The sequence below is a fragment of the Rhodococcus sp. NPDC049939 genome (assembly GCF_040656415.1).
Taxonomy (GTDB): Bacteria; Actinomycetota; Actinomycetes; order Mycobacteriales; family Mycobacteriaceae; genus Rhodococcus_F.
Window position 1 is genome coordinate 1,559,249 of the sequence record NZ_JBFAMC010000001.1, and the last position, 20,645, is coordinate 1,579,893.

Annotated in this window: 21 protein-coding genes; 11 read left to right on the forward strand and 10 right to left on the reverse strand. The window is 63.8% G+C overall.

Annotated features, from left to right (window positions below; genetic code table 11):
- Nucleotides 1-19 precede the first annotated feature (19 nt).
- A complete protein-coding gene (locus AB0I57_RS07175) occupies nucleotides 20-2,719 on the forward strand; it encodes a GNAT family N-acetyltransferase (protein WP_358333262.1) in 2,700 nt (899 codons plus the stop codon).
- Between the two features lie 141 nt (nucleotides 2,720-2,860).
- On the opposite strand, the gene AB0I57_RS07180 is transcribed toward AB0I57_RS07175, so the two are convergent.
- The 3 genes from AB0I57_RS07180 to AB0I57_RS07190 all read right to left on the reverse strand — a co-directional run bounded on the left by AB0I57_RS07180 (nucleotide 2,861) and on the right by AB0I57_RS07190 (nucleotide 5,967).
- A complete protein-coding gene (locus AB0I57_RS07180; RefSeq protein ID WP_358331806.1) occupies nucleotides 2,861-3,832 on the reverse strand; it encodes a sigma-70 family RNA polymerase sigma factor in 972 nt (323 codons plus the stop codon).
- Nucleotides 3,833-4,097: 265 nt separating this feature from the next.
- Nucleotides 4,098-5,585 carry a methyltransferase gene (locus AB0I57_RS07185; RefSeq protein WP_358331809.1) on the reverse strand — a complete coding sequence of 496 codons (1,488 nt, stop codon included), beginning with the start codon at nucleotides 5,583-5,585 and terminating at the stop codon, nucleotides 4,098-4,100.
- 31 nt (nucleotides 5,586-5,616) lie between these two features.
- The gene (locus tag AB0I57_RS07190) at nucleotides 5,617-5,967 is read right to left on the reverse strand and encodes a DUF3099 domain-containing protein (protein WP_358331812.1); all 351 of its coding nucleotides are present in this window, start codon (nucleotides 5,965-5,967) and stop codon (nucleotides 5,617-5,619) included.
- Nucleotides 5,968-6,026: 59 nt separating this feature from the next.
- On the opposite strand from AB0I57_RS07190, the gene AB0I57_RS07195 reads away from it, so the two are divergent.
- On the forward strand, nucleotides 6,027-6,263 hold the full coding sequence (locus AB0I57_RS07195) for a DUF3039 domain-containing protein (protein ID WP_358331815.1): 237 nt from the start codon (nucleotides 6,027-6,029) through the stop codon (nucleotides 6,261-6,263).
- Here the strand turns inward: AB0I57_RS07195 and AB0I57_RS07200 are convergent.
- Nucleotides 6,236-7,411 carry a YihY/virulence factor BrkB family protein gene (locus AB0I57_RS07200; RefSeq protein ID WP_358331818.1) on the reverse strand — a complete coding sequence of 392 codons (1,176 nt, stop codon included), beginning with the start codon at nucleotides 7,409-7,411 and terminating at the stop codon, nucleotides 6,236-6,238. The genes AB0I57_RS07195 and AB0I57_RS07200 overlap by 28 nt on opposite strands.
- A 231-nt stretch (nucleotides 7,412-7,642) precedes the next feature.
- On the opposite strand from AB0I57_RS07200, the gene AB0I57_RS07205 reads away from it, so the two are divergent.
- Entirely contained in the window at nucleotides 7,643-9,421 is a 1,779-nt protein-coding gene (locus AB0I57_RS07205) for a DEAD/DEAH box helicase (RefSeq protein WP_358333265.1), read from the forward strand.
- 115 nt (nucleotides 9,422-9,536) lie between these two features.
- On the opposite strand, the gene AB0I57_RS07210 is transcribed toward AB0I57_RS07205, so the two are convergent.
- The gene (locus AB0I57_RS07210) at nucleotides 9,537-9,731 is read right to left on the reverse strand and encodes a hypothetical protein (RefSeq protein WP_358331821.1); all 195 of its coding nucleotides are present in this window, start codon (nucleotides 9,729-9,731) and stop codon (nucleotides 9,537-9,539) included.
- Nucleotides 9,732-10,070: 339 nt separating this feature from the next.
- Here AB0I57_RS07210 and AB0I57_RS07215 point away from each other — a divergent pair, with 339 nt between their 5' ends.
- Nucleotides 10,071-10,553: a cation:proton antiporter regulatory subunit gene (locus AB0I57_RS07215; RefSeq protein ID WP_358331824.1), complete on the forward strand. Its 483-nt coding sequence runs from the start codon at nucleotides 10,071-10,073 to the stop codon at nucleotides 10,551-10,553.
- Nucleotides 10,554-10,560: 7 nt separating this feature from the next.
- Nucleotides 10,561-11,733, forward strand: a complete 1,173-nt coding sequence (locus AB0I57_RS07220; protein ID WP_358331827.1) for a cation:proton antiporter — start codon at nucleotides 10,561-10,563, stop codon at nucleotides 11,731-11,733.
- Between the two features lie 135 nt (nucleotides 11,734-11,868).
- On the opposite strand, the gene AB0I57_RS07225 is transcribed toward AB0I57_RS07220, so the two are convergent.
- Nucleotides 11,869-13,245 (reverse strand): RNA polymerase sigma factor, encoded by a 1,377-nt coding sequence (locus tag AB0I57_RS07225; protein WP_358331830.1) that lies wholly within the window; start codon nucleotides 13,243-13,245, stop codon nucleotides 11,869-11,871.
- A 121-nt stretch (nucleotides 13,246-13,366) separates the two neighbouring features.
- Nucleotides 13,367-14,119, reverse strand: coding sequence for a polyphosphate--glucose phosphotransferase (gene ppgK / locus AB0I57_RS07230; protein WP_358331833.1), 753 nt, complete (start codon nucleotides 14,117-14,119; stop codon nucleotides 13,367-13,369).
- Between the two features lie 211 nt (nucleotides 14,120-14,330).
- On the opposite strand from ppgK, the gene AB0I57_RS07235 reads away from it, so the two are divergent.
- Nucleotides 14,331-15,173, forward strand: coding sequence for an inositol monophosphatase family protein (locus AB0I57_RS07235; RefSeq protein WP_358333268.1), 843 nt, complete (start codon nucleotides 14,331-14,333; stop codon nucleotides 15,171-15,173).
- 7 nt (nucleotides 15,174-15,180) lie between these two features.
- Here the strand turns inward: AB0I57_RS07235 and cei are convergent, their stop codons facing one another.
- The gene (gene cei, locus AB0I57_RS07240) at nucleotides 15,181-15,870 is read right to left on the reverse strand and encodes an envelope integrity protein Cei (RefSeq protein ID WP_358331836.1); all 690 of its coding nucleotides are present in this window, start codon (nucleotides 15,868-15,870) and stop codon (nucleotides 15,181-15,183) included.
- A gap of 467 nt (nucleotides 15,871-16,337) precedes the next feature.
- On the opposite strand from cei, the gene AB0I57_RS07245 reads away from it, so the two are divergent.
- The gene (locus AB0I57_RS07245) at nucleotides 16,338-16,640 is read left to right on the forward strand and encodes a DUF4193 domain-containing protein (RefSeq protein ID WP_358331839.1); all 303 of its coding nucleotides are present in this window, start codon (nucleotides 16,338-16,340) and stop codon (nucleotides 16,638-16,640) included.
- A 68-nt stretch (nucleotides 16,641-16,708) separates the two neighbouring features.
- On the opposite strand, the gene AB0I57_RS07250 is transcribed toward AB0I57_RS07245, so the two are convergent.
- Nucleotides 16,709-17,215 (reverse strand): DUF3093 domain-containing protein, encoded by a 507-nt coding sequence (locus AB0I57_RS07250; RefSeq protein WP_358331842.1) that lies wholly within the window; start codon nucleotides 17,213-17,215, stop codon nucleotides 16,709-16,711.
- A gap of 35 nt (nucleotides 17,216-17,250) precedes the next feature.
- Here AB0I57_RS07250 and dut point away from each other — a divergent pair, with 35 nt between their 5' ends.
- Together dut and AB0I57_RS07260 are read left to right on the forward strand one after the other, a co-directional pair.
- Nucleotides 17,251-17,772, forward strand: coding sequence for a dUTP diphosphatase (gene dut / locus AB0I57_RS07255; RefSeq protein WP_358331845.1), 522 nt, complete (start codon nucleotides 17,251-17,253; stop codon nucleotides 17,770-17,772).
- Between the two features lie 2 nt (nucleotides 17,773-17,774).
- Nucleotides 17,775-18,644 carry a DUF3710 domain-containing protein gene (locus AB0I57_RS07260; protein WP_358331848.1) on the forward strand — a complete coding sequence of 290 codons (870 nt, stop codon included), beginning with the start codon at nucleotides 17,775-17,777 and terminating at the stop codon, nucleotides 18,642-18,644.
- A gap of 24 nt (nucleotides 18,645-18,668) precedes the next feature.
- Here AB0I57_RS07260 and AB0I57_RS07265 read toward each other — a convergent pair whose 3' ends face one another.
- On the reverse strand, nucleotides 18,669-19,373 hold the full coding sequence (locus tag AB0I57_RS07265) for an alpha/beta hydrolase (protein ID WP_358331851.1): 705 nt from the start codon (nucleotides 19,371-19,373) through the stop codon (nucleotides 18,669-18,671).
- Between the two features lie 135 nt (nucleotides 19,374-19,508).
- Here AB0I57_RS07265 and AB0I57_RS07270 point away from each other — a divergent pair, with 135 nt between their 5' ends.
- Together AB0I57_RS07270 and AB0I57_RS07275 are read left to right on the forward strand one after the other, a co-directional pair.
- Nucleotides 19,509-19,886 carry an OB-fold nucleic acid binding domain-containing protein gene (locus tag AB0I57_RS07270; protein WP_358331853.1) on the forward strand — a complete coding sequence of 126 codons (378 nt, stop codon included), beginning with the start codon at nucleotides 19,509-19,511 and terminating at the stop codon, nucleotides 19,884-19,886.
- A gap of 30 nt (nucleotides 19,887-19,916) precedes the next feature.
- Nucleotides 19,917-20,597, forward strand: coding sequence for a DUF3159 domain-containing protein (locus AB0I57_RS07275; protein ID WP_358331856.1), 681 nt, complete (start codon nucleotides 19,917-19,919; stop codon nucleotides 20,595-20,597).
- Nucleotides 20,598-20,645 lie beyond the last annotated feature (48 nt).

Consider the following 20,645-nt stretch of genomic DNA (forward strand, 5'->3'; position numbering starts at 1 on the left):
GTCGAAGGACGGCGAGGACCTGCCCGGGGACACGGGCTCGGAGGAGGCCGTCGGCACTGTAGGCGCAACCGACGCCGCGCACACCTATCCGCGGCACTGGGAGGCCGACGTGCTGGCATCGGACGGCGGCGCGGTGGCGCTGCGGCCGATTGTTCCCGAGGATGCTGACAAGCTCGTCGCTTTCCACTCGAAGCTCTCCGAACGTACGCGATACCTAAGGTATTTCGGACCGTATCCGACCATGCCGGAACGAGACGTCGTTCACTTCACGACTGTCGATCATCACAATCGGGTGGCGTTCGTGGTGGTGCTCGGGGAAGAGATCATCGCCGTCGGCCGCTACGAACGGCTCGTCGGAGAAGGAGACGGCAAACGCGCGGAGGTGGCGTTCGTCGTCGCCGACGCCCATCAGGGCCGCGGGCTCGGGCCCGTCCTGCTCGAGCATTTGGCAGGTGCGGCCGCAGAGAACGGAATCACGATGTTCGTGGCCGAGGTTCTCGCGGAGAACAGACGCATGATGACAGTTTTCCGCGAAGCGGGTTACCAGGTGAGCCGCACCTTCGATGGCGGACTGGTCAGCCTCGAGTTCGCGATCGACCCCACCGAGGCGCTGGTGTCTGTGCGCAATTCCCGCGAGCGCGCGGCCGAGGCGCGCAGCGTGCGCAATGTGCTCAGCCCGCGGTCCGTCGCTGTGATCGGTGCCTCCAGGGACAAAGCAAAGGTCGGTGGTGCGGTGCTGGCCAACCTGTTGCGGGCAGGGTTCTGTGGCCCGGTGTTCCCCGTCAATGCAGAGCATCGTTCGGTACACGGCGTGCGTGCATACCCCACCGTCCGTGACATTCCCGACGAGGTTGATCTCGCGGTGGTCGCGGTTCCTGCCGAATCGATCAACGCCGTGCTCGACGACTGTCTGGTCAAAGGCGTCAAAGCGCTCGTGGTCGTCTCCTCCGGTTTCAGTGAGACCGGCATGGACGGAGCGCAGTCCGAGCGCCGACTGGTGCACGCTGCCCGGGGCCACGGGATGCGGGTGATCGGACCCAACGCCCTCGGGGTGGCGAACAACGACCGGGACGTGTCCTTGAATGCGACCCTCGCCCCGGTGCTGCCGAGCCCTGGAAACGTCGGATTCTTTTGCCAGTCAGGCGCTCTCGGTATCGCAATTCTCGACGAGGCTGCACGCAGCCGCATCGGATTGTCCGCCTTCGTCTCCGCCGGAAATCGGGCCGACGTATCGGGCAACGATCTCCTGCAGTACTGGGATTCGGATCCCGCCACCGAAGTGGTGTTGCTGTATCTGGAGAGTTTCGGCAATCCGCGCAAGTTCTCGCGGATAGCCCGCCGAGTGGCGCGGAACAAGCCCATCGTCGCGGTCAAGAGTGGCCGGCACGCTGTTCCGCCCGCGTTGGCGGCGGCGAGTGTCGAGATGGACGATTCGATCGTCCGGACGTTGTTCGAGCAGGCCGGCGTGGTGCAGGTGGGGTCGATCTCGCAACTCTTCGACTGTGCGCTGCTGTTCGGTTACCAACCCTTACCTGCGGGTCCCCGCCTCGCTGTGGTGGGGAATTCCACCGCGTTGGGTGTTCTGGCCGTGGATGCAGCCCGCAGCGAGGGCCTGCAGGTCGGGGACCCGGTCGACCTGGGGCCGCGGGCCGGACCCGAGGAGTTCGCGCAGGCGGTGGGTGCAGCGCTGGCGTCCACTGGCGTCGATTCGGTGATTGCCGTGTTCGTTCCTCCTGTCGCGGTTCCTGCCGAACCGTTTGCACAGGCCCTGCGGGAGGTGGTGCGCGATACGGAGAAGCCGGTGCTGACGACGTTTCTGGCCGCAGAAGGGGTGCCTGACGTGCTGGCGCTGCGGGACGGGGACGGGCATCCAACCCGCGGCTCGGTGCCGTCCTACCCCGGTCCGGAACGCGCGGCGTTGGCATTGGCGAGGGCTTGGCGCTACTCGGCTTGGAAGAGCAAGCCGTCTTCGAAGGTGCTGCGCCCCAATGCAATCGATCCGGATCGTGCGAGGGATCTGGTCCACGGGTGGCTGTCGACCTCTGCGGGGCGGTGGCTCTCGGACTCCGAGGCCGCGCAACTTCTCGAGTGCTACGGGGTGGACGTTGTTCAGTTCCGCGCGGTTGCGACCGAAGACGAGGCCGTGAGCGCTGCCGAGGAGTTGGGCTATCCGGTCGCAGTCAAGGCGACGGGGGAGCAGTGGCGGCACCGACCGGATCTAGGTGGGGTGCGGCTCGATCTGGTAGGGGCCGAGTCGGTCCGTTGGGCGTACCGCGACCTCGCATCCGTCTCCGGTGAACCGCTTCTCCACGTACAGCGGATGGCCACGAAAGGAATCGGCTGCGTTGTGGGGGTGCAGGAGGATCCGTCGTTCGGTTCCCTCATCTCGTTCGGTCTCGCAGGAGTGATCTCCGACCTCCTCGGAGACCGCGCCTACCGGCTGTTGCCGTTGACCGAAGATGCTGCGGTGGAACTCATCGATGCACCGAAGGCGGCGCCGCTCCTGTCCGGGTATCGCAGCGCGGTACCGGTGAACAAGCGAGCGCTGGTCGACCTGGTGCAGCGGATATCTGCGCTCGCCGACGACCTGCCGGAGGTCCGGTCACTGGCCTGCGAACCTGTGCTAGCTTCAGCCGAAGGTGTCCAGATCACCGACTCTCGGGTGCGGATCGGACCTGAACCGAGTTCGGAGGACCTGGGGCCGCGCAGACTACGTTGAGGGGACCACGGACTCCGTCGGCCTGCGCTGAAGGAAGCAGTCTCGAGGTAGCGGAACTGAACGTGGAATCGGACACGATGTGGATGCTGGACCGACACAGCGCCGGTGCCGGCCATTCGACCGGCACCGGCGCAGAAAGTGTCAGCCGGCGTACGAACGTAGCCGCTCGGCGCGGTCACCCTGACGCAGCTTGCCCATTACCTCGCGCTCGATCTGGCGCACACGTTCCCGGGAAAGCCCGAAGAGTTTGCCGATCTGGTCCAGAGTTCGAGGCTGACCGTCGTCGAGGCCGTAGCGCAGGCGGATGACCTGCTGCTCGCGTTCGTCCAGTGTGGCGAGCACCGTGCGTACATCGGTGTGCAGGAGTCCGGCGATGACGGCGTTCTCCGCGGATGTGGCCTCCGAGTCCTCGATGAAGTCGCCAAGGGGAGCCTCTTCGTCGTTTCCGACCGGCATGTCCAGGCTTACCGGGTCGCGGCTGTGGTCGAGGAGGTCGGCGATCTTGTGAGCCGGGATGCCCGACTCTTCAGCCAACTCGTCGTCGGAGGCTTCGCGGCCCAGTTGCTGGTGCAGTTCCCGCTTGATGCGAGCAAGCTTGTTCACCTGCTCGACGAGGTGCACAGGCAGCCGGATCGTGCGGCTCTGGTCAGCCATGCCGCGAGTTATCGCCTGGCGAATCCACCAAGTGGCGTATGTCGAGAACTTGAAGCCCTTGGCGTAGTCGAACTTCTCCATTGCACGGATGAGCCCTAGGTTGCCCTCCTGGATCAGGTCGAGCAGAGGCATGCCACGGCCGGTGTACCGCTTTGCGAGCGACACGACGAGCCGCAGGTTGGCCTCGAGGAGGTGCGCACGCGCGGACTGACCTTCACGGACGATCGTCGCGAGGTCTCGCTTCTTGGCGGGAGAGAGACGCTTCCCGGTCTCGAGAATGTGCGCGGCGTAGAGCCCAGCCTCGATTCGCTTGGACAGTTCCACCTCGTCTTCGGCTGTCAGCAGAGCAGTGCGGCCGATTCCGTTCAAGTAGACGCGGACCAAATCCGCAGCCGGGCTTTGCGCGTCCAGGTCGGTGGCGCTGGGGCGAATACGAGTAGTGGTGCTGGGGCTTGTCATGACTTGCCTCCTCATCGGTGGTGTCTCATATGGAACAACGCACCGACGGTCCACGAAAGTTCCCGGTCGACAATTGGCAAAGTCGCTCTGACCTGCGAAGTTCCCGTTTCGGTCCTGAGAAGTTGCTGAGAACGCGGATAAGAGTGGCCGCTCAGGAACCGAGTCCGGTGCTGGCCTGATTCGTCAGATCATGTCGAGGTGAGGTGGGCGCACGGCCGGTCGCGTCAGCGATCGTCGTCGAGGCGGTCCACGGACTTCACGTCGATCAGGCCAGTTCGGTCGGAAGTACTAGTCCGTGCCGGACCAGGGACTGCACAACCGGCACCGCCGACAATGCGAGCACCTCGGCGTCGACGTCGTGGGCGATTGCAAGGAGTTCGATCAATTCGCCCAGTTCGAGGCTGCCGCCGCTCATGCCCGCGACGAGCGCGGCCAGCAGGTCGTCCACCTCGTGCTGCCATGCTGGACCGCCTCCGCGGTGCAACCGAGCGACTACCTGGTTCCATCCGTCTTCACTCGGCAGGAATACTCTTTCGAGCGCGGTGCTCTCGTCGACGCGAAACCTCGCGGTGAGCACGTCGTGCTCGCGCAACCACGCCACCCGATCGAAATACGCGAGCGCCTCCCCGCCGAGGGGATCGCTGAATCCGTGCGTGAGGTCCTCCGCCATCAGGTCGGTTGGGGCGTCGGTCCGCCGCAGATATACGAACCCGAAGCCGACACCTTCCACGTTCGCGCTCGCAAGGTGATCGAGCCAGTCCTCGGCGATCACCGCCGATGCCGGATCGCGGGTGTCGAGGCCGCCGTCGCGCATCCAGGTGCCCACATACAGTGCCGGGTCGGCACGGTCGCGCTGCACCACCCAGGCGTCGATACCGTGCGCCGGAAGCCAGGATGCCACTCGGGAACGCCAGTCCTCGCCGGCTACGTGAATCCAGGACGCCAGCATCGCCGCGGTGCCTCCAGGTGCGAGATGGTCCACGACGCGGGAGATCATCAGTTGGCTTGCGCCGTCGAGGTCGAGACCGGAGTCACGGTAGGTGTGCCCGACCCGGGGGCGGCCGACGACGAAGGGTGGATTGGCGACGATCTGATCGAACGTTCGGCCTTCGACCGGGTCGAACCAGGACCCGACGAGCAGTTCCACCTCTTCCTCGTTGAGTGCCGCAGTTACGGCTGCCATGTCGACGGCACGGACATTGATGTCTGTGGCGGTGATCGAATCGGCGTAGGAAGCACCGTGCAGGGCCTGGATTCCGCATCCGGTCCCAACGTCGAGCAGTGTTCCGACTGGTGCGGTGGGCGTGGCCTGCAGCAGAGAAAGCGACGCGTGGCCGACACCGATCACGTGATCGACGAATGCCTCCTGGTGACGCAGCGAGCCGTCGAGATCCGACACGACCCAGCGGTTGCCGCCGCCGATGTCCATGGGACGGAGATCGAGCGCCGCACGGACTGTGTCGCCAGCCTTTTCGAGCAGTCCGGCGTCGACCGCGTCCTCGATTGTGGCCGGAGCAAGGGCGGTTGCCACATCCTCAGTCGGACAGTCGTCAGTGAGGAGGAACAGACGGATCAAGGTGCCGAGTTCGCCGCATCGTGCGCTGGCCCGGCGTACCGGGACCGGTTCGTTGCGGCTCAGGGCAGCCTGAACCTCAGGGCCCAGCGAATCGAGCAGGGTGTCCGTGTCGTACCGGTTACGAATGAAAGCCTCGCGCAGCAGGGGGCAGAGCGACAGCAGTTTGTCACGGTTCACCCCTGCATTGTTGCAGTACGCCGTACCGGTTCTAACCGTCGATCGCGTGGTGCGAAGGTGCGGGCAGACTCGGCGGGGACTTGTGGTGGTATCGGCTGGGCTCGTCCTTGGTGCGAGGCGGACGGTCGTTGGCAATGAGAACGGCGATCCAGGGCAATGGGATCGACACGCCGATGATGGCCATCGAGATCCACGCATTCGACCAGATGCCGTACGCCACGGCGGCGAAGATCAGCGCTGGGAAGCGGAAGGACATGATGATCAGATACTTGCGGACTCGCGCGCGATGCTGTTCCTCGAGGGACGGCGCCGCCTCGGTGATGAGAACCGGATTGCTCGGAGACCCCTCGTCCGACCGGCCCAACCCTGCACTTCGTGCCATGGTTCCACTGTTGCACGGTCGGACATCAAATGCACACGCGGGTGCGGCATTATTGAGGGGTGAGCACTGATACCAAGGAACGGCCCGATGTCACCACCGACAGGTCTACCGATGACGACACTCCCAAGTTCTTCCACTACGTCAAGAAAGACAAGATCGCCGAGAGCGCAGTAATGGGTACTCACGTCGTCGCGTTGTGCGGCGAGGTGTTCCCGGTGACCAGATCCGCGAAGCCCGGATCGCCTGTCTGCCCTGACTGCAAGAAGATCTATGACGGATTGCCCAAGGGCGACTGAGGATTAGCCCGCGGGCGCGCCGCGTCCGGTGGTTCGGGGCGTTCTCGCGCAGGGTCGTCCGGCACCTGATCATCGCCGTATTGGGAATCGGCGCGGGCCGAGGTTGTGCGGTTGCCGGTGATCCTGATCGGACCGGTGGCGATGCGCCGGGTGAGGTTGGTCACCGGACTCGAGGACGGAGAGTCGTCGGCGGCCTGCGCGGCAAACCACTCCCGTATCTGCGTCATGCGCGTGGCACGGGCGGGCCAGAACTCCTGGATCGTGGCGTTGAACTCTGCCCCGAGTACCACCGCGAAGCCCAGGAAGAAGGTGAACAGCAGAAACGCGATCGGCGCAGCCAGAGCGCCGTACGTGTACCCGGTTCCGGTCAACCATGTGAGGTACCAACGGAGGCCGATGCTGGCGCCGAGGAAGAACGCTCCGGCGACGAGTGCGCCGCCGAGTAGTCGATGCCAGGGCAGCGACTTGGGAAGCGCGACCTTGTAGAGCGTGGTCAGACCGATGATCAACAGCAGCGCTACAGCGGGGTAGTAGAACGTGGCCACTATCTCGGACCCGATTGTGCGCCAAGCCTCGGGGAGCACCCTGATCACCAGGGTTGGTCCGAGTGCGACGAGCGGCAAGGTGAAGACCGCGAGGATCAGGAACATGACGTACAGCAGGAGCGCAAACAACCGCTGCCAAACCGGATGCCGCGCCTCCTGCTGGCCGTGGGCTGCGACGATGGAGTCCACGAAGGTGGAGATGGCGGATGAGCCGGCCCACAGTGACAGCAGAAAGCTCAGTGACACGATCTGAAGCCGTCCCCGTTCGAGTACGTCGGTGACTGTCGGACGGATGATCTGCTCGACGACGCTGTCGCTGAAGATCGTTCCGCTGAAGGTGATGATCTTGGACTGGATGATCTCGAGGGTGTCGGGCCCGAACCATCCGCCGACATAACCCAGCATTCCCAGCAGACCCAGCAGAAGGGGAGGCAGGGACAGCGTCTGCCAGAACGCCGCGGTGGCCGACTTCCCGAAGATGGAGTCGTCCCAAGACTTCCTCAGGGTGTGACCGATCACGCTCAGCGTGCGACGTAGCGGGTGCCACTCGGACGGGTGGATTCCACCGCCGAGCTTCGGCAATCTCGCTGGGGATTTGCTCATGATGTTTCCAGCATCCACGACGACACGCCCGGTTGCCCACCGCTGCGCCCGTGTCGCGAAGAATCTGTCACGCTCGGGTGCATTGTGAAATGGGTTCTCGTCGGGTGTGAACGCTACGCTCTGTCGACGGACAGTGCCTTCGGGTCTGGCCCGTCCGTGTCGATCGAATACCGAGGAGTGCGAAGAAGCTGTGCCATGCCATCGGAGGGCAAACCCTTGAGTGCTGAGACAATGGGCTCCCAGGCGGTGCCGAGCGTAGAGACCGAGGCTGCGCAGATAGTCGGAACCGAGGCATATCTGGCTCAGACGGAACCGGCCAGACCATCGGGCCCACTTCGCGTGTGGCAGCGCCGTTCGCTGACGAAGTATTTGTCCACCAGGCCTCGAGACTTCCTTGCGGTCGCCACACCGGGTGCGGGGAAGACCACGTTTGCCTTGCGGGTCGCGTCGGAGTTGCTACGAGACCGCACCGTCGATCAGGTGACCGTGGTTGCTCCGACGGAGCACCTGAAATATCAGTGGGCCGAGTCGGCGGCTCGCAGTGGGATCGCGCTGGATTCGTACTTCTCGAACTCGACCGGGCAGACGTCGAGTGACTATCAGGGTGTGGTGGTGACATATGCGCAGGTCGCGTCCCATCCGTTCAAACACCGGGTCCGCACCGAGAGCAGGCGCACACTCGTCATCCTCGACGAGATCCACCACGCCGGTGATGCGAAGACATGGGGTGATGCCATCGCCGAGGCGTTCGGTGACGCCACCCGCCGCCTGGCGCTGACGGGGACGCCGTTTCGCAGCGACGACAGCGCAATCCCATTCGTGACCTACGAACCCGACCGCGAAGGTCTGATGCGATCGAAGGCCGACTATTCATACGGCTACTCGGATGCTCTCGCGGACGGGGTCGTTCGACCGGTTGTGTTCCTGGCATATTCGGGCGAGGCCCGTTGGCGAAACAATGCCGGCGAGGAGTTCTCGGCGCGCCTCGGCGAACCGCTCAGCGCCGAGCAGACTGCTCGGGCTTGGCGAACGGCGCTCGATCCCGCAGGGGAGTGGATTCCGGCGGTTCTACACGCAGCGGATACGAGGCTCGGTCAGTTGCGGGCAGGAGGCATGCCCGACGCGGGCGGTCTCGTGATCGCGACAGATCAGACTGTTGCACGCGCATACGCAAGGTCGCTCACCGAAATCGCGGGGGAAGAGCCGGCGGTGGTGCTCTCGGACGATCCGACGGCATCGAAACGGATCGCGGAGTTCGGCGCGAGCACACAGAAGTGGATGGTCGCTGTCCGTATGGTGTCGGAAGGTGTCGACGTTCCCCGGCTGGCCGTCGGTGTGTACGCCACGAGCGCGTCGACTCCGCTCTATTTCGCGCAAGCGATCGGGCGGTTCGTGCGGTCGCGCCGTAAGGGCGAGACCGCGAGCGTGTTCCTTCCGTCGGTGCCGGTGCTGCTAGACCTTGCCAGCCAGCTCGAGGCTCAGCGCGATCACGTGCTGGGCAAACCTCATCGCGAGAAGGACGGATTCGACGACGACCTCCTCGCTGACGCGAACAAGCAAAAAGACGAACTCGGCGAGGAAGAAAAGGCGTTTACCTCACTCGGTGCAGACGCCGAGCTGGACCAGGTGATCTACGACGGTTCGTCCTTCGGGACAGCCACGTTCTCGGGTTCCGACGAGGAAGCCGACTACCTGGGTCTGCCCGGTTTGCTCGATGCCGATCAGATGCGTGCTTTGCTTCGCCAACGACAGTCCGAACAGCTTGCCAAGCAGGAGGCCGCCCCGACCGCACCGCCCGTCATCCCGCAGGCGGCCGAGCGAGTCGCGCCCGGGCAACTCGCACAGCTGCGTCGAGAACTGAACACTCTCGTCGCGATGCAACATCACAAGACAGGTAAGTCGCACAGCGCTATTCACGGTGAGCTGCGGCGCGTGTGTGGGGGGCCGCCCACCGCGATCGCCACGGCCGAGCAACTCACAGAAAGAATCTCCACCCTGCGTCGGTGGTGACTTATTGCTCGTCGATCCAACAGGTCGATCAACAAACGAGAGACCGACGAGTGCTCCGCACTCGTCGGTCTCTTGTTTCTAAAAGGTGAGCCAGGGACGGGTCACCCGGTCACGGTCAGATTGCAGCCTCGGCTTCGGATTCGATCGTAGCGTTCATCTCGCGTAGCCGATCTGCGTGCTCGTTGGCGTGGTGGCCGCAGAAGAGCAACTCTCCTCCGGTCGGAAGTACCGCGCGAACGCGGGCTGCTGCACCACACCGGTCGCACCGGTCAGCTGCGGTCAACGGGGGGCTGGTCAGTGTTCCGGGCATGACTCCTCCGTACTGGCTTGGCTCGCGCCGAATGCCTGGGGCCTGGTCCGCCGCGTCGGGGATGGCGCGGTGGATCCACTCTGTCAGACGTTTGCGGTTTGTGGGTTGTTCCCGTCGGCGTTTCTCAGTGGCACATCACACATGAATTTTGGTGAGAACTTGAATATGGGCCTCGACGAGGTGGTATTCCACACAACCGCAAGTTCCGTGTGCGCCTTCCGAACACCTGGTCGCCGATGTCCTCTCGTCCGCCCCTGTTCCCGCGTTGCCAGGAGGTTCGCCGGTCGCGGTTCCGCGAGTCTCCGCAAGCGCGTTTACGGGCAGGACTACGGTGGAAGGATGAACGTTGAAGTAACGGCATTGCCGGGCATCGGTGTGCGAAAAGACTTCGTGCTCGCTTCCGGTCGCCGTGTAGGCGTGATCAGTCATCGCGATGGTCGCACAGACCTGATCGTGTCCAAGCCGGATGACCCTGACGCCTGCGTTGCCTCCTTGCCACTGACTACCGAGGAAGCAGCGGTGCTCAGCAACTTGCTGGGTGCTCCGCAGTTGGTGGCCCAACTGGAGGAGGAACACCGCGACCTGCCGGGTATCCGGACCCGGCAGCTGTACATCAAAGAGGACTCGCGATTCGACGGCAGGACGCTGGGCGATACCGCCATGCGCACGCGAACCGGGGTCTCGATCGTTGCGGTGATGCGAGCGGGTCAAGTGAATCCCTCACCGAACCCCGCTTTCATGCTGACGTCCGGCGACCTGCTGGTTGCTGTAGGAACTGCTGAAGGACTCGACGCGGCTGCCAAGCTCCTGACCAACGGCTGACAATCCTGTGAATACCACTACGCTCGCGCTCATCGAATTGGGCGCGGTATTTTTTGCGCTTGGGTTACTGGGCCGTCTGGCGGCCCGGATCGGCATGTCCCCGATACCGTTCTATCTGGTCGGTGGGCTGTGCTTCGGAAACGGTGGGTTCATCCAGCTCGCCGATATCAATGAGTTCAGCCATCTGGCAAGTGAAATCGGCGTGGTCTTGCTCCTGCTCCTACTGGGGTTGGAGTACACGGCGTCGGAACTGGTTACCGGATTGCGGCGGTCGTGGATGGCCGGTGTTGTGGATATCGTCCTCAACGCCGCACCCGGCGCGATTGTCGCGCTGATGCTGGGGTGGGGTGCTACCGGCGCCTTTGTCCTGGGCGGTGTCACCTACATATCTTCCTCCGGCATCATCGCAAAGGTACTGAGTGACCTGGGCCGACTCGGTAACCGGGAAACCCCGGTCGTGCTCTCGATTCTCGTCTTCGAGGATCTCGCGATGGCTGTGTACCTACCGATCCTGACCACTTTGCTCGCCGGCGTGAGTTTCTTGGGCGGCCTTACGGCCTTGGGCATATCTCTGATCGCTGTTTCGGTGGTTCTCGTCGTGGCGCTGCGCTACGGGCGGTACGTCTCTGCACTGCTGGACAGCCCTGACAGCGAGACTTTGCTGTTGAAGCTTCTGGGTGCCGCGCTGCTCGTGGCGGGGATCGCCTCGGCGTTGCAGGTTTCGGCGGCGGTCGGGGCATTCCTTCTGGGTATCGCGATCTCCGGATCGACTGCCCACAATGCCAGCCGTGTCCTCGAGCCTCTACGTGATCTGTTCGCGGCGATGTTCTTCGTCGTGTTCGGACTCAATACCGACCCGGGCGAAATTCCACCAGTGCTCGGTTGGGCGATATTGCTCGCAGTGGTGACGACACTCACCAAAATGGCCACCGGTATGTGGGCGGCGAAACAGCAGGGTGTCGCCCGGCTGGGTCGAGCCAGAGCGGGCGCCGCACTGATCGCCCGCGGCGAGTTTTCCATCGTGATCGCCGGCCTGGCTGTATCGGCAGGCGCGGTCGAGGGACGGCTCGCGGCTCTCGCTACCGCATATGTCCTTCTCATGGCAGTCATCGGTCCGGTGGCAGCCCGGGTAGTCGAACCGATGGCTAACGCATGGACACGGGTTCGTGCCAATGCGTAGCGCCGACAGTCCGTTCCTGCTTCGGGTGTCAGCTTCCCGTGTTGCCCGGACTTCGATTCGAATTGCTGCCGGACTCGGACAGACTGATGCCCCCGGAGGGTCCGGGGGCATCAGTCGAGTGTCAGCGTGCGAACGTCAGTCCAGGTAGTCGCGCAGCACCTGTGACCGTGACGGGTGGCGCAGCTTCGACATGGTCTTGGACTCGATCTGACGAATACGCTCACGCGTGACCCCGTAGACCTGGCCGATCTCGTCCAGAGTACGAGGCTGTCCGTCGGTCAAGCCGAAGCGTAGGCGCACCACACCGGCTTCACGCTCGGACAGCGTGTCGAGCACCGACTGCAGCTGATCCTGTAGCAATGTGAACGACACGGCGTCGACCGCCACGACGGCCTCGGAGTCTTCGATGAAGTCACCGAGTTGGCTGTCGCCCTCGTCACCGATGGTTTGGTCCAGGGAGATCGGCTCGCGCGCGTACTGCTGGATCTCCAACACCTTCTCGGGTGTGATGTCCATTTCCTTGGCGAGCTCTTCGGGTGTGGGCTCACGGCCCAGGTCCTGCAACAGCTCGCGTTGGATGCGCCCGAGCTTGTTGATGACCTCCACCATGTGCACCGGAATGCGAATGGTGCGGGCCTGGTCGGCCATTGCACGCGTGATCGCCTGTCGGATCCACCAGGTGGCGTAAGTGGAGAACTTGTAACCCTTGGTGTAGTCGAACTTCTCGACCGCACGGATGAGGCCCAGGTTTCCTTCCTGGATCAGGTCGAGAAATGCCATGCCGCGGCCTGTGTAACGCTTGGCCAGCGAGACGACGAGACGAAGGTTCGCCTCGAGAAGGTGATTCTTGGCGCGGTTGCCGTCACGGCAAATCCAGCTCATGTCGCGGCGCTGGGTAGGGGGGAGCTTCTCGCCGGCGTCGGCGAGTTCCTGCATCAGCTGCGTCGCGTAGAGGCCGGCCTCGATCCGCTTGGCGAGTTCCACCTCCTCTTCGGCGTTGAGGAGTGCAACCTTGCCGATCTGCTTGAGGTATGCGCGAACCGAGTCGGCGGATGCGGTGAGCTCGGCATCTTTGCGGGCCTGACGGAGGGCCTCGGATTCTTCCTCGTCCCAGACGAAGTCACCGGAAGCCTTGTCCTTTTCGGACAACTCCTCTGTCTCGTCGTCGGTACCGACCGCAACCACCTCGACGACATCCGACTCGACCTCGGCCAAGTCGCCGTCCGTGAGCTCGATGTCTTCTAGCTCAACGGAGTCTTCATCGGGGCCGTTCTCGCCATCCGCAGCCTTACTGGGCGCAGCTTTCTTCGTGGAGGTCTTCTTTGCCACAGCTTTCTTTGCGGGAGCCTTTTTCGCCGCAGCTTTCTTTGCAGGGGCCTTCTTTGCGGCAGCCTTTTTGGCGGGAACATCCTTGGTTGCCGGAGCGGTGCCGGAGGCTGGCGCCGCGACTGGCGCTCCCGGTCCTGACTCCGAAGTCGAATCAGTAGTCTGACGTGTATCGGTGGCTGCCACGTACGCCCTTTCGTGACGGTGTCGTGCGGCGTCACGCCAGAGTGATCATCCGGCGGAGAGGTCTACTGGTTTCGCCGGCGCGCAGCCGGGCTCTTTCATTGTAACGACCTATTCGCAATAGTTATGGAGCGATGCCCGTGTCGACCGCAATAGCTGCACCCACGATCCCGGCCGTATTGAAAAGCGCAGCAGGTACAACGGGTGTTTTGTTGGTCAGGTGGGGAATCCACTTTTCGTGTTTGCGGCTGATGCCGCCACCGGCGATGAAAAGATCCGGCCAAAGTAGGTCTTCGTACCTGGTCAGTACCCGGGATACCTCTGCTGCCCATTCCTTGTAGGACTGACCCTTGGTGTCCTTTACCGAGGACGCCGCACGATGCTCGGCTTCCTTCCCGTCAACTTCCATGTGCCCTATTTCGGTGTTGGGCAGCAATACGCCGTCGTGCAGAATCGCCGAACCGATTCCGGTACCGAAGGTGAGCAAGATGACAACTCCCTTCGCCTCCCTGCCCGCTCCGAACTTGACTTCTGCAATCCCTGCGGCATCGGCGTCGTTGAGTACCGTGGCCTCGCGTCCGCCGAGAGCGTCGCGGAACAGGGTCCTCGCGTCCATTCCGATCCACTTCTTGTCGACGTTCGCTGCGGAGCGTGCTATTCCGCTGGTCACGACACTCGGCAGGGTGACGCCGACCGGCCCCTCCCACTTCGCCATCTTGACGATCTCGGCGACGGTCTCGGCGACGGCGCGTGGAACGGACGGCTGTGGAGTGGGAAGCTTGATTCGATCTCCGATCAGCTGGCCGGTCGTGAGATCGACAGTGCCGCCCTTGACTCCGCTGCCCCCTACGTCGACACCGAACCCGGTTTTGGTCATCGCGTTTGCTCCTCCGTGCCGATGGACGTGTCGCACCGGAACGTTCCCGTTAGTGGTTGTTCGTCACACGTGTTGTCCGTCACAATAGTGCGTCGAGGCCGCCTAGGTGGTGTGAGGGAGTTGAGTGTGCTCCGATGGGGGTGTGGACGAATCCCGGGGCCGAGACACTGCGCAGGAACGACATGAGCAAGTAGGCGCAGATCTCCAACTTCTGCTGAATGTCGCTGTGGCAGTGGCCGAGGAGGCTGCCGACCATGTCCGGTCACGACGCCCCGAGGTGTTCGGAATCGTCGGAAACGGAACATCCTCGGGCGACTCCGTCGCGTCGAAGAGCACTCCCACGGACCCGGTAACGGTTATCGACACCGAGAGCGAGCAGGTCATCCGCAACCGCCTTGCGATCCTGCGTCCCGACGATGCGATCCTCGGTGAGGAGGGCGGTGGTGATCGGGGTTCGATTGCTGGGGTCCGGTGGGTCGTGGACCCGATCGACGGCACCGTGAATTTTCTGTACGGAGTGCCTGTCTATGCGGTCTCGGTAGCCGCGCAGATCGACGGAGTCTCAGTTGCAGGGGCAGTGGTCGACGTCGCGGCTCGGTCGACCTATGCGGCGGCAAGAGGCTGCGGGGCAACTCTCACCGATTCGGAGGGACGCGTCAGCCGACTTCGGTGTAACCCCATCACGGACGTATCAATGGCCTTGCTCGCAACCGGATTCGGGTACAGCGTGACGAGGCGAAGAGCGCAGGGGGCCCTCATCAGTGAGATCCTCACTCGGGTACGCGACATTCGCCGGATCGGCTCGGCGGCCCTCGATCTCTGCATGGTTGCATCCGGGCGGGTCGACGCACAGTTCGAGCACGGGCTTGCCCCGTGGGACTGGGCCGCCGGATCACTCATCGCGACCGAAGCGGGGGCGCGCGTGCGGATCCCCGCTCCACACTCATCGAGTGCGGATGGGGAAGTGGTCGTGGCAGCGGCCCCCGGCATCGCCGACGAGCTAGACGAATTGTTTGCCGAAATCGGGGCGAACGACCCGATTCACGAGACGTGACCGGCGGTCAGCAACGGGCTGCGCGAGCCGCGCTGAGCAGGTCGATGTCGAGAGGTGCGGAGTGAGTTCCCGGCGTCGGATCCTTGAGTGACCGCAGCACCTCCTCAGCGTCGGGGTTCGGTGAGATCGTGCGGAAGTAGGTTCCGAGCGCGAGATCGACGGTGTCGTCTGTGCGTGAATCCTCGATGAGTTCGGCGCACGGGGCGACAAGCCACAGGGCGCTTGCCGCGGCGGTGCCGTTCGGCCCGAACCGCAGCTGGCCCTGGCACTGCAGGTTCTGGTCGACGTAGATCGGGTCGTTGCCGACCTGGACGTCGGGGGCGCTCGCGAATCCGTAGTCGCTCAACAGTGCGGCCACCTGTGCCGCTTGGCCTGCCTCGCCGTTGGCATTGAACACGCGCACCTTTGTTGCGGACAATGCGGCGGGTTCCACATCGAGCAATGTGGAGGCATCGACTTTCTCACCCAGTGTGGGCCGTGGCGAAGCCACCGAATCGTCAGATTGCGTGGCCTGCGGCGGCGGATTGCACGCGACAGTCGTGGTTGGATCCTCGTCGTCAGTGAGAATATTTGTCCATAGCGCTGCACCTAGCAGGGCGAGTGCCGCGAACACCGCGAGTATCGGCATCGCTCGCCGCCGCCGGAACGGACGGCCATTTTCGTCGAATGGGCTGCCCTCGGTGATCAGTGAAACCACAGTGTTCCTCGATCTCTCCTACGAAACTGCACGTCGAATGTATCGCCCGCGCAGCTCACCGATACAGTGCTCGGCCACAGGCTGTGGACGGGTTCGGCACCCACTGTAGATCCATGGCGTCCAGCCGCTTCGAAGCCCGTACCGACCGTGGAATGTCACAGGTTGCTGTGGCGTTGGTGACGATTAGCAGACAATTTGCGCGTTCGGTCGAGTCGGTTACGCCTTTCGAGCCACGTTCGGCTAATGTCTGGCAGCCCGAGTCGTTCGGAGAGCATGGAACGAGTGTGGGCAGATGAGGCGAAGAACACGATTTGGGACCTGTTTCCGGCACTGATGCAGCCGCGGGGCATCCAACGCTCGCGGGGTGTGATCTGCGGCGGAGCGGGTGGCTTGTGGAAGGTCGATCACAGTGTGGTCGGACCCTCCACGCGGGCCGGGACACACGGGACAGAACGAGGGGAGACGAAATGGCAACTGACTACGACGCACCGCGGCGAACAGAGTCCGACGAGGTTTCGGAGGATTCGCTGGAGGAACTCAAGGCGCGTCGCCACGAGGCACAATCGGCGGCCGTGGACATCGATGAGTCCGACACCGCGGAATCCTTCGAATTGCCTGGCGCTGATCTGTCGGGGGAGGAACTCTCGGTGCGAGTCGTGCCCAAGCGGGCCGACGAGTTCACGTGCTCCAGCTGCTTCCTGGTGCACCACCGAAGTCGACTCGCCAGTGACACTGACGGCGTTTTGGTCTGCAGAGACTGCGCGGCCTGACGGCGACGATTGAATCCATTGGCAGACGGTCGCGACTGAAAACCACCGTCTGACCAGCGCTGTTCCGACTACGAGCGGGCGCGGTCGATCGCGGCGAGCAAAGCCGCCGGCCGCCGAGTGCTGACCAGCCAGTAGGGCGTCGGGTCTTCGGGATCGTCGAGAACGATGAGGACCATCGACTTGACCCACACACGGTGCTGAACAAAGGCCGAGGGGTCGAGTTGGCGCCCGAGGGCTGCGCTCTTGGCCGACCCGGGGACCTCGGCAACTCGGGCGATCACGTTCACCGGCAGGTGGGCTCGTCCGACCCGGAGATGGACGCCATTCGGCTCGTCTACGACCTCGACCCGGAGTCGGCTGAGCCAGATCAGTCCCCACACCGGGATCGGAAGCAGCAGTACGTAGGGTAACCACGCGCGCAGACCCGGCGCCCCCATGTGCACCTCTGCCGCCAGCAGTCCCGCGACGAACAGGCCTACGGCCCACCACCAAACCGGGACCCAGAGACGTTCCGAGTACAGCGTGGGCTGGGTACTGTCGGTGGGCGCGACTTCGGCGCTGGACGTTTCTGACACCCGTCCAGGATAGTCATAGTGCGCGGGTAGGCTCTGTGCATGTGAGCGACCTATCTCCCGGCTTCCCTGCCGGCGCGGCCCCCGCCCTTCCACCTGTCGCCCTTCGGCGACTGGATCCGGATATTCCGATACCACAGCGGTCTCACGAGGGCGATGCAGGCGTCGACCTCTGCAGCACCACCGATATCACCATCGAGCCTGGGCGCCGTGTTCTGGTCGGGACAGGAGTGGCGATCGCACTGCCTCTGGGCACCGTCGGACTAGTCCATCCGCGGTCCGGGCTGGCTGCCAAGTCGGGTCTTTCGGTAGTCAACACCCCGGGCACCATCGACGCCGGGTACCGCGGTGAGATCAAGGTCTGCTTGATCAATCACGATCTTGACACTCCGATCGAAATTCGTCGGGGTGATCGGATTGCCCAGCTGGTCGTACAGCGTGTGGAGTTGGTTTCGTTCGTAGAGGTGGATTTCTTGGACGACACCACTCGCGGCAGTGACGGACACGGGTCGAGTGGAGGCCACGCGAGCCTCTTCGGCAATGCCAGAGAAGGAGCCTGAACATGATCGGACGCCGGAAGAAGAAGCGCGGGGGCAATTCCCGCGGTTTCGTCGAGGCCTCCGAGCCCGAAGTTGCGATTGGTGATGCAACGGAATACGAGCCGGAACTCGGCGAAGGTTATGACGGGATGAGTGAGGACTATGACGAGGTAGGTGAGGTCGAGGGAGGCCCCTACGACGCCGAGGACCTGGACTCGGACGGCGATCTCACCGTCGGAGAGACGGGTACCCGCCTCGATCTCGGGTCGGTCCTCGTCCCGATGCCACTGGGCGCGCAGTTACAGGTCGAGATGGCGCCCAACGGTTCGCCACAGGCCGTGCACATCGTCACCCAGCGTGGGCGAATCACTGTCGCGGCCTACGCCGCACCGAAATCCCCGGGGCAGTGGCGCGAGGTCGCTGGCGACCTCGCCGAGTCCCTGCGGAGCGACAATGCACGGGTGAGTATCGAGAACGGCCCCTGGGGGCGCGAGATCATCGCGGTCACTCCCAACGCCGACCTTCGCTTCATCGGCGTCGACGGCTACCGGTGGATGGTCCGTTGTGTGGTAGCGGGGCCGAGTGGTGGCAACACCGCTGATTCGGAACTCGTCGGGACCGCGAGAGCGATTCTGCGTGACACCGTCGTCAAGCGCGGAGCCGAACCGCATCCGGTGCGGACGCCGCTTCCGGTGGTTCTGCCCGAGGCACTCGTCAAGCAACTGGCGGCGGCACAGCAGCAGCAGTTGGCGCAGCAACAGGGTGCCGCACCGCAGCAGTCCGCCGAGCAGCAGACTGCAGCGGGGGGCACATCCGCTGGGCCTTCGGCGCCGACTGGGCCACAGCAGCGCCGCGGCGAATCTGGTTCGGCGATGCAGCAACTGGGCCGCTGAGGGCACTCACTGGAGAGCGACGACTCAAGGCAGTAGTGATTCGAGCGCCCTGAAGCTCTCACGCCCCAAGATCGCGGGGTCGGCACCGATTTGGTCGAGCGACACCGTGGCCAGGCCCGCGAGCGGGATTCGGTCGGCCCAGGTGAGCGCGACATCGAGAGGGTGGACCGCGTCGTCGTGAGCTGCAACGATCCCGACCGGTACAGCAAGGCGTTCGAGTTCCTCCACTTCCGGTGCTCGGAACTCGGCAGCTTCGTCGAGCGCACTGGGAAGGTGTGGCCACTGTGATCGCCAGGATTTGGCCAGTTCCAGACCGAGCCAGGCAGGACTCGAGGCGATCATCTCGGCGGTCACCTTCTCGATTCCGTCCGCTCTCAGCCGGGCCGCCGTGAAACGCGCGCCGGCAGCGGCGGGCGCGTCCGCCGCTGCGCCTGTCCATGCGGGCAGCGCCGCGAGAACGCCCGCGACACGGTCGGGATGAGTGCTCGCCCAATGCAGCGCCGCTGCGGCCCCTATGGATACGCCACCGATGATTATCGGCTCGTGCCGGGAAGAGGCGTCGAGTGCGTCGAAGTAGCCGGCGATGAACCGTCTGGGGTCGGGTTCGACGGCCACAGCGGTTATCCCGCGGGCGGTCAGGGGTTCGGAGAATGCCCGGGTGACGAAGTCGGCGTCGGATCCTGTACCTGGAAGTAGCACTGCCACAGTGGGCCGAAAATCGGAGGTCATGCGTCGATTTTGCCTGCCACATCACATTGGTCTCGGATAGTGCAGTAATAGGCAACCAATGGGTCTACAGTGGCGGGTACACAGCCCTACAAGCGGCACGAAAACCTCGTGTCGCACATGCTCCAGGAGCGCGCAATGGCACCCGCCACGGCAGGATATTTTCGTCGGATGACCCGTCGGTTAACCGAGGATCTCGAGCAGTTGGACGCCGAGGAAATGGCTCAGACGTCACAGGCGTCTGGTGCACAACGTGCCTGCGATTGCAGTCGCGGTGAGGAAGTCACCATGCTGGGACGGCTCCGCAGCGTCGAGGTGTGTCCGAAGTCCGCGAACGCCTGCGTCGAGGCCGAGTTCTTCGACGGCACAGAACAGGTCACGTTGGTGTGGATAGGAAGGCGGAGAATTCCGGGTATAGAACCCGGCAAGACGTTACTGGTACGGGGGCGCGTCGGCGAACGCGACGGCCAGAAAGTGATCTACAACCCATACTACGAGTTACGTAGCGAGTCGTAGGGGCCCATCTTCATGTGGCACTCTCATTGAGTGATCGAAACGAAGCAGCAGTCCATTATCGAGCAACTCGGCGGGATCGGCGGGTTGGTCTATTCGACATTGCCAATTCTGGTCTTCGTTCCCGTCAACGCGGTATGGGGTTTGTTCCCGGCAATCTGGGCAGCCCTCGGGGTCGCGACCGCCATTCTCGTCTGGAGACTGATCCAACGCACCCCTATCCAGCCCGCAGTGTCCGGGTTCTTCGGGGTCGGTATCTCCGCGTTCATCGCCTACCGAACGGGCGACGCGAAGGGTTACTTCCTGTTCGGGATCGTCACCAGCCTTGCTTACGGGGCGGTGTTTCTCGGTTCGATTCTGGTGCGCTGGCCAATCGTCGGCATCGTGTGGGGATTTCTCAACGGCCACGGTAATCTCTGGCGCCGTCATCCGGGCGCGGTCCGCGCCTACGACGTTGCGACGGCAGCTTGGGCGCTCGTGTTCGGTGCGCGGTATCTCGTGCAGTCGCAACTCTACGATGCGGACCAGACCGGCTGGCTTGCCGTCGCCCGAATCGCGATGGGATGGCCGCTTGCCGGCGCGGCGCTACTTGTAACGATCTGGGCCGTGCGGCGGGCAGATCGGCTCGTCGAACCGGGACCTCGAGAAGAGGCGCTCGTTTCGGCAGACGATTCGGAGGAAGTCGATTCTCGGGACGAGCCGCCTCGGAGCTAGCTCCGAGGCGGCAGCCGGTTGCGCCGAATGCAGAGTCGACGAGTTCCG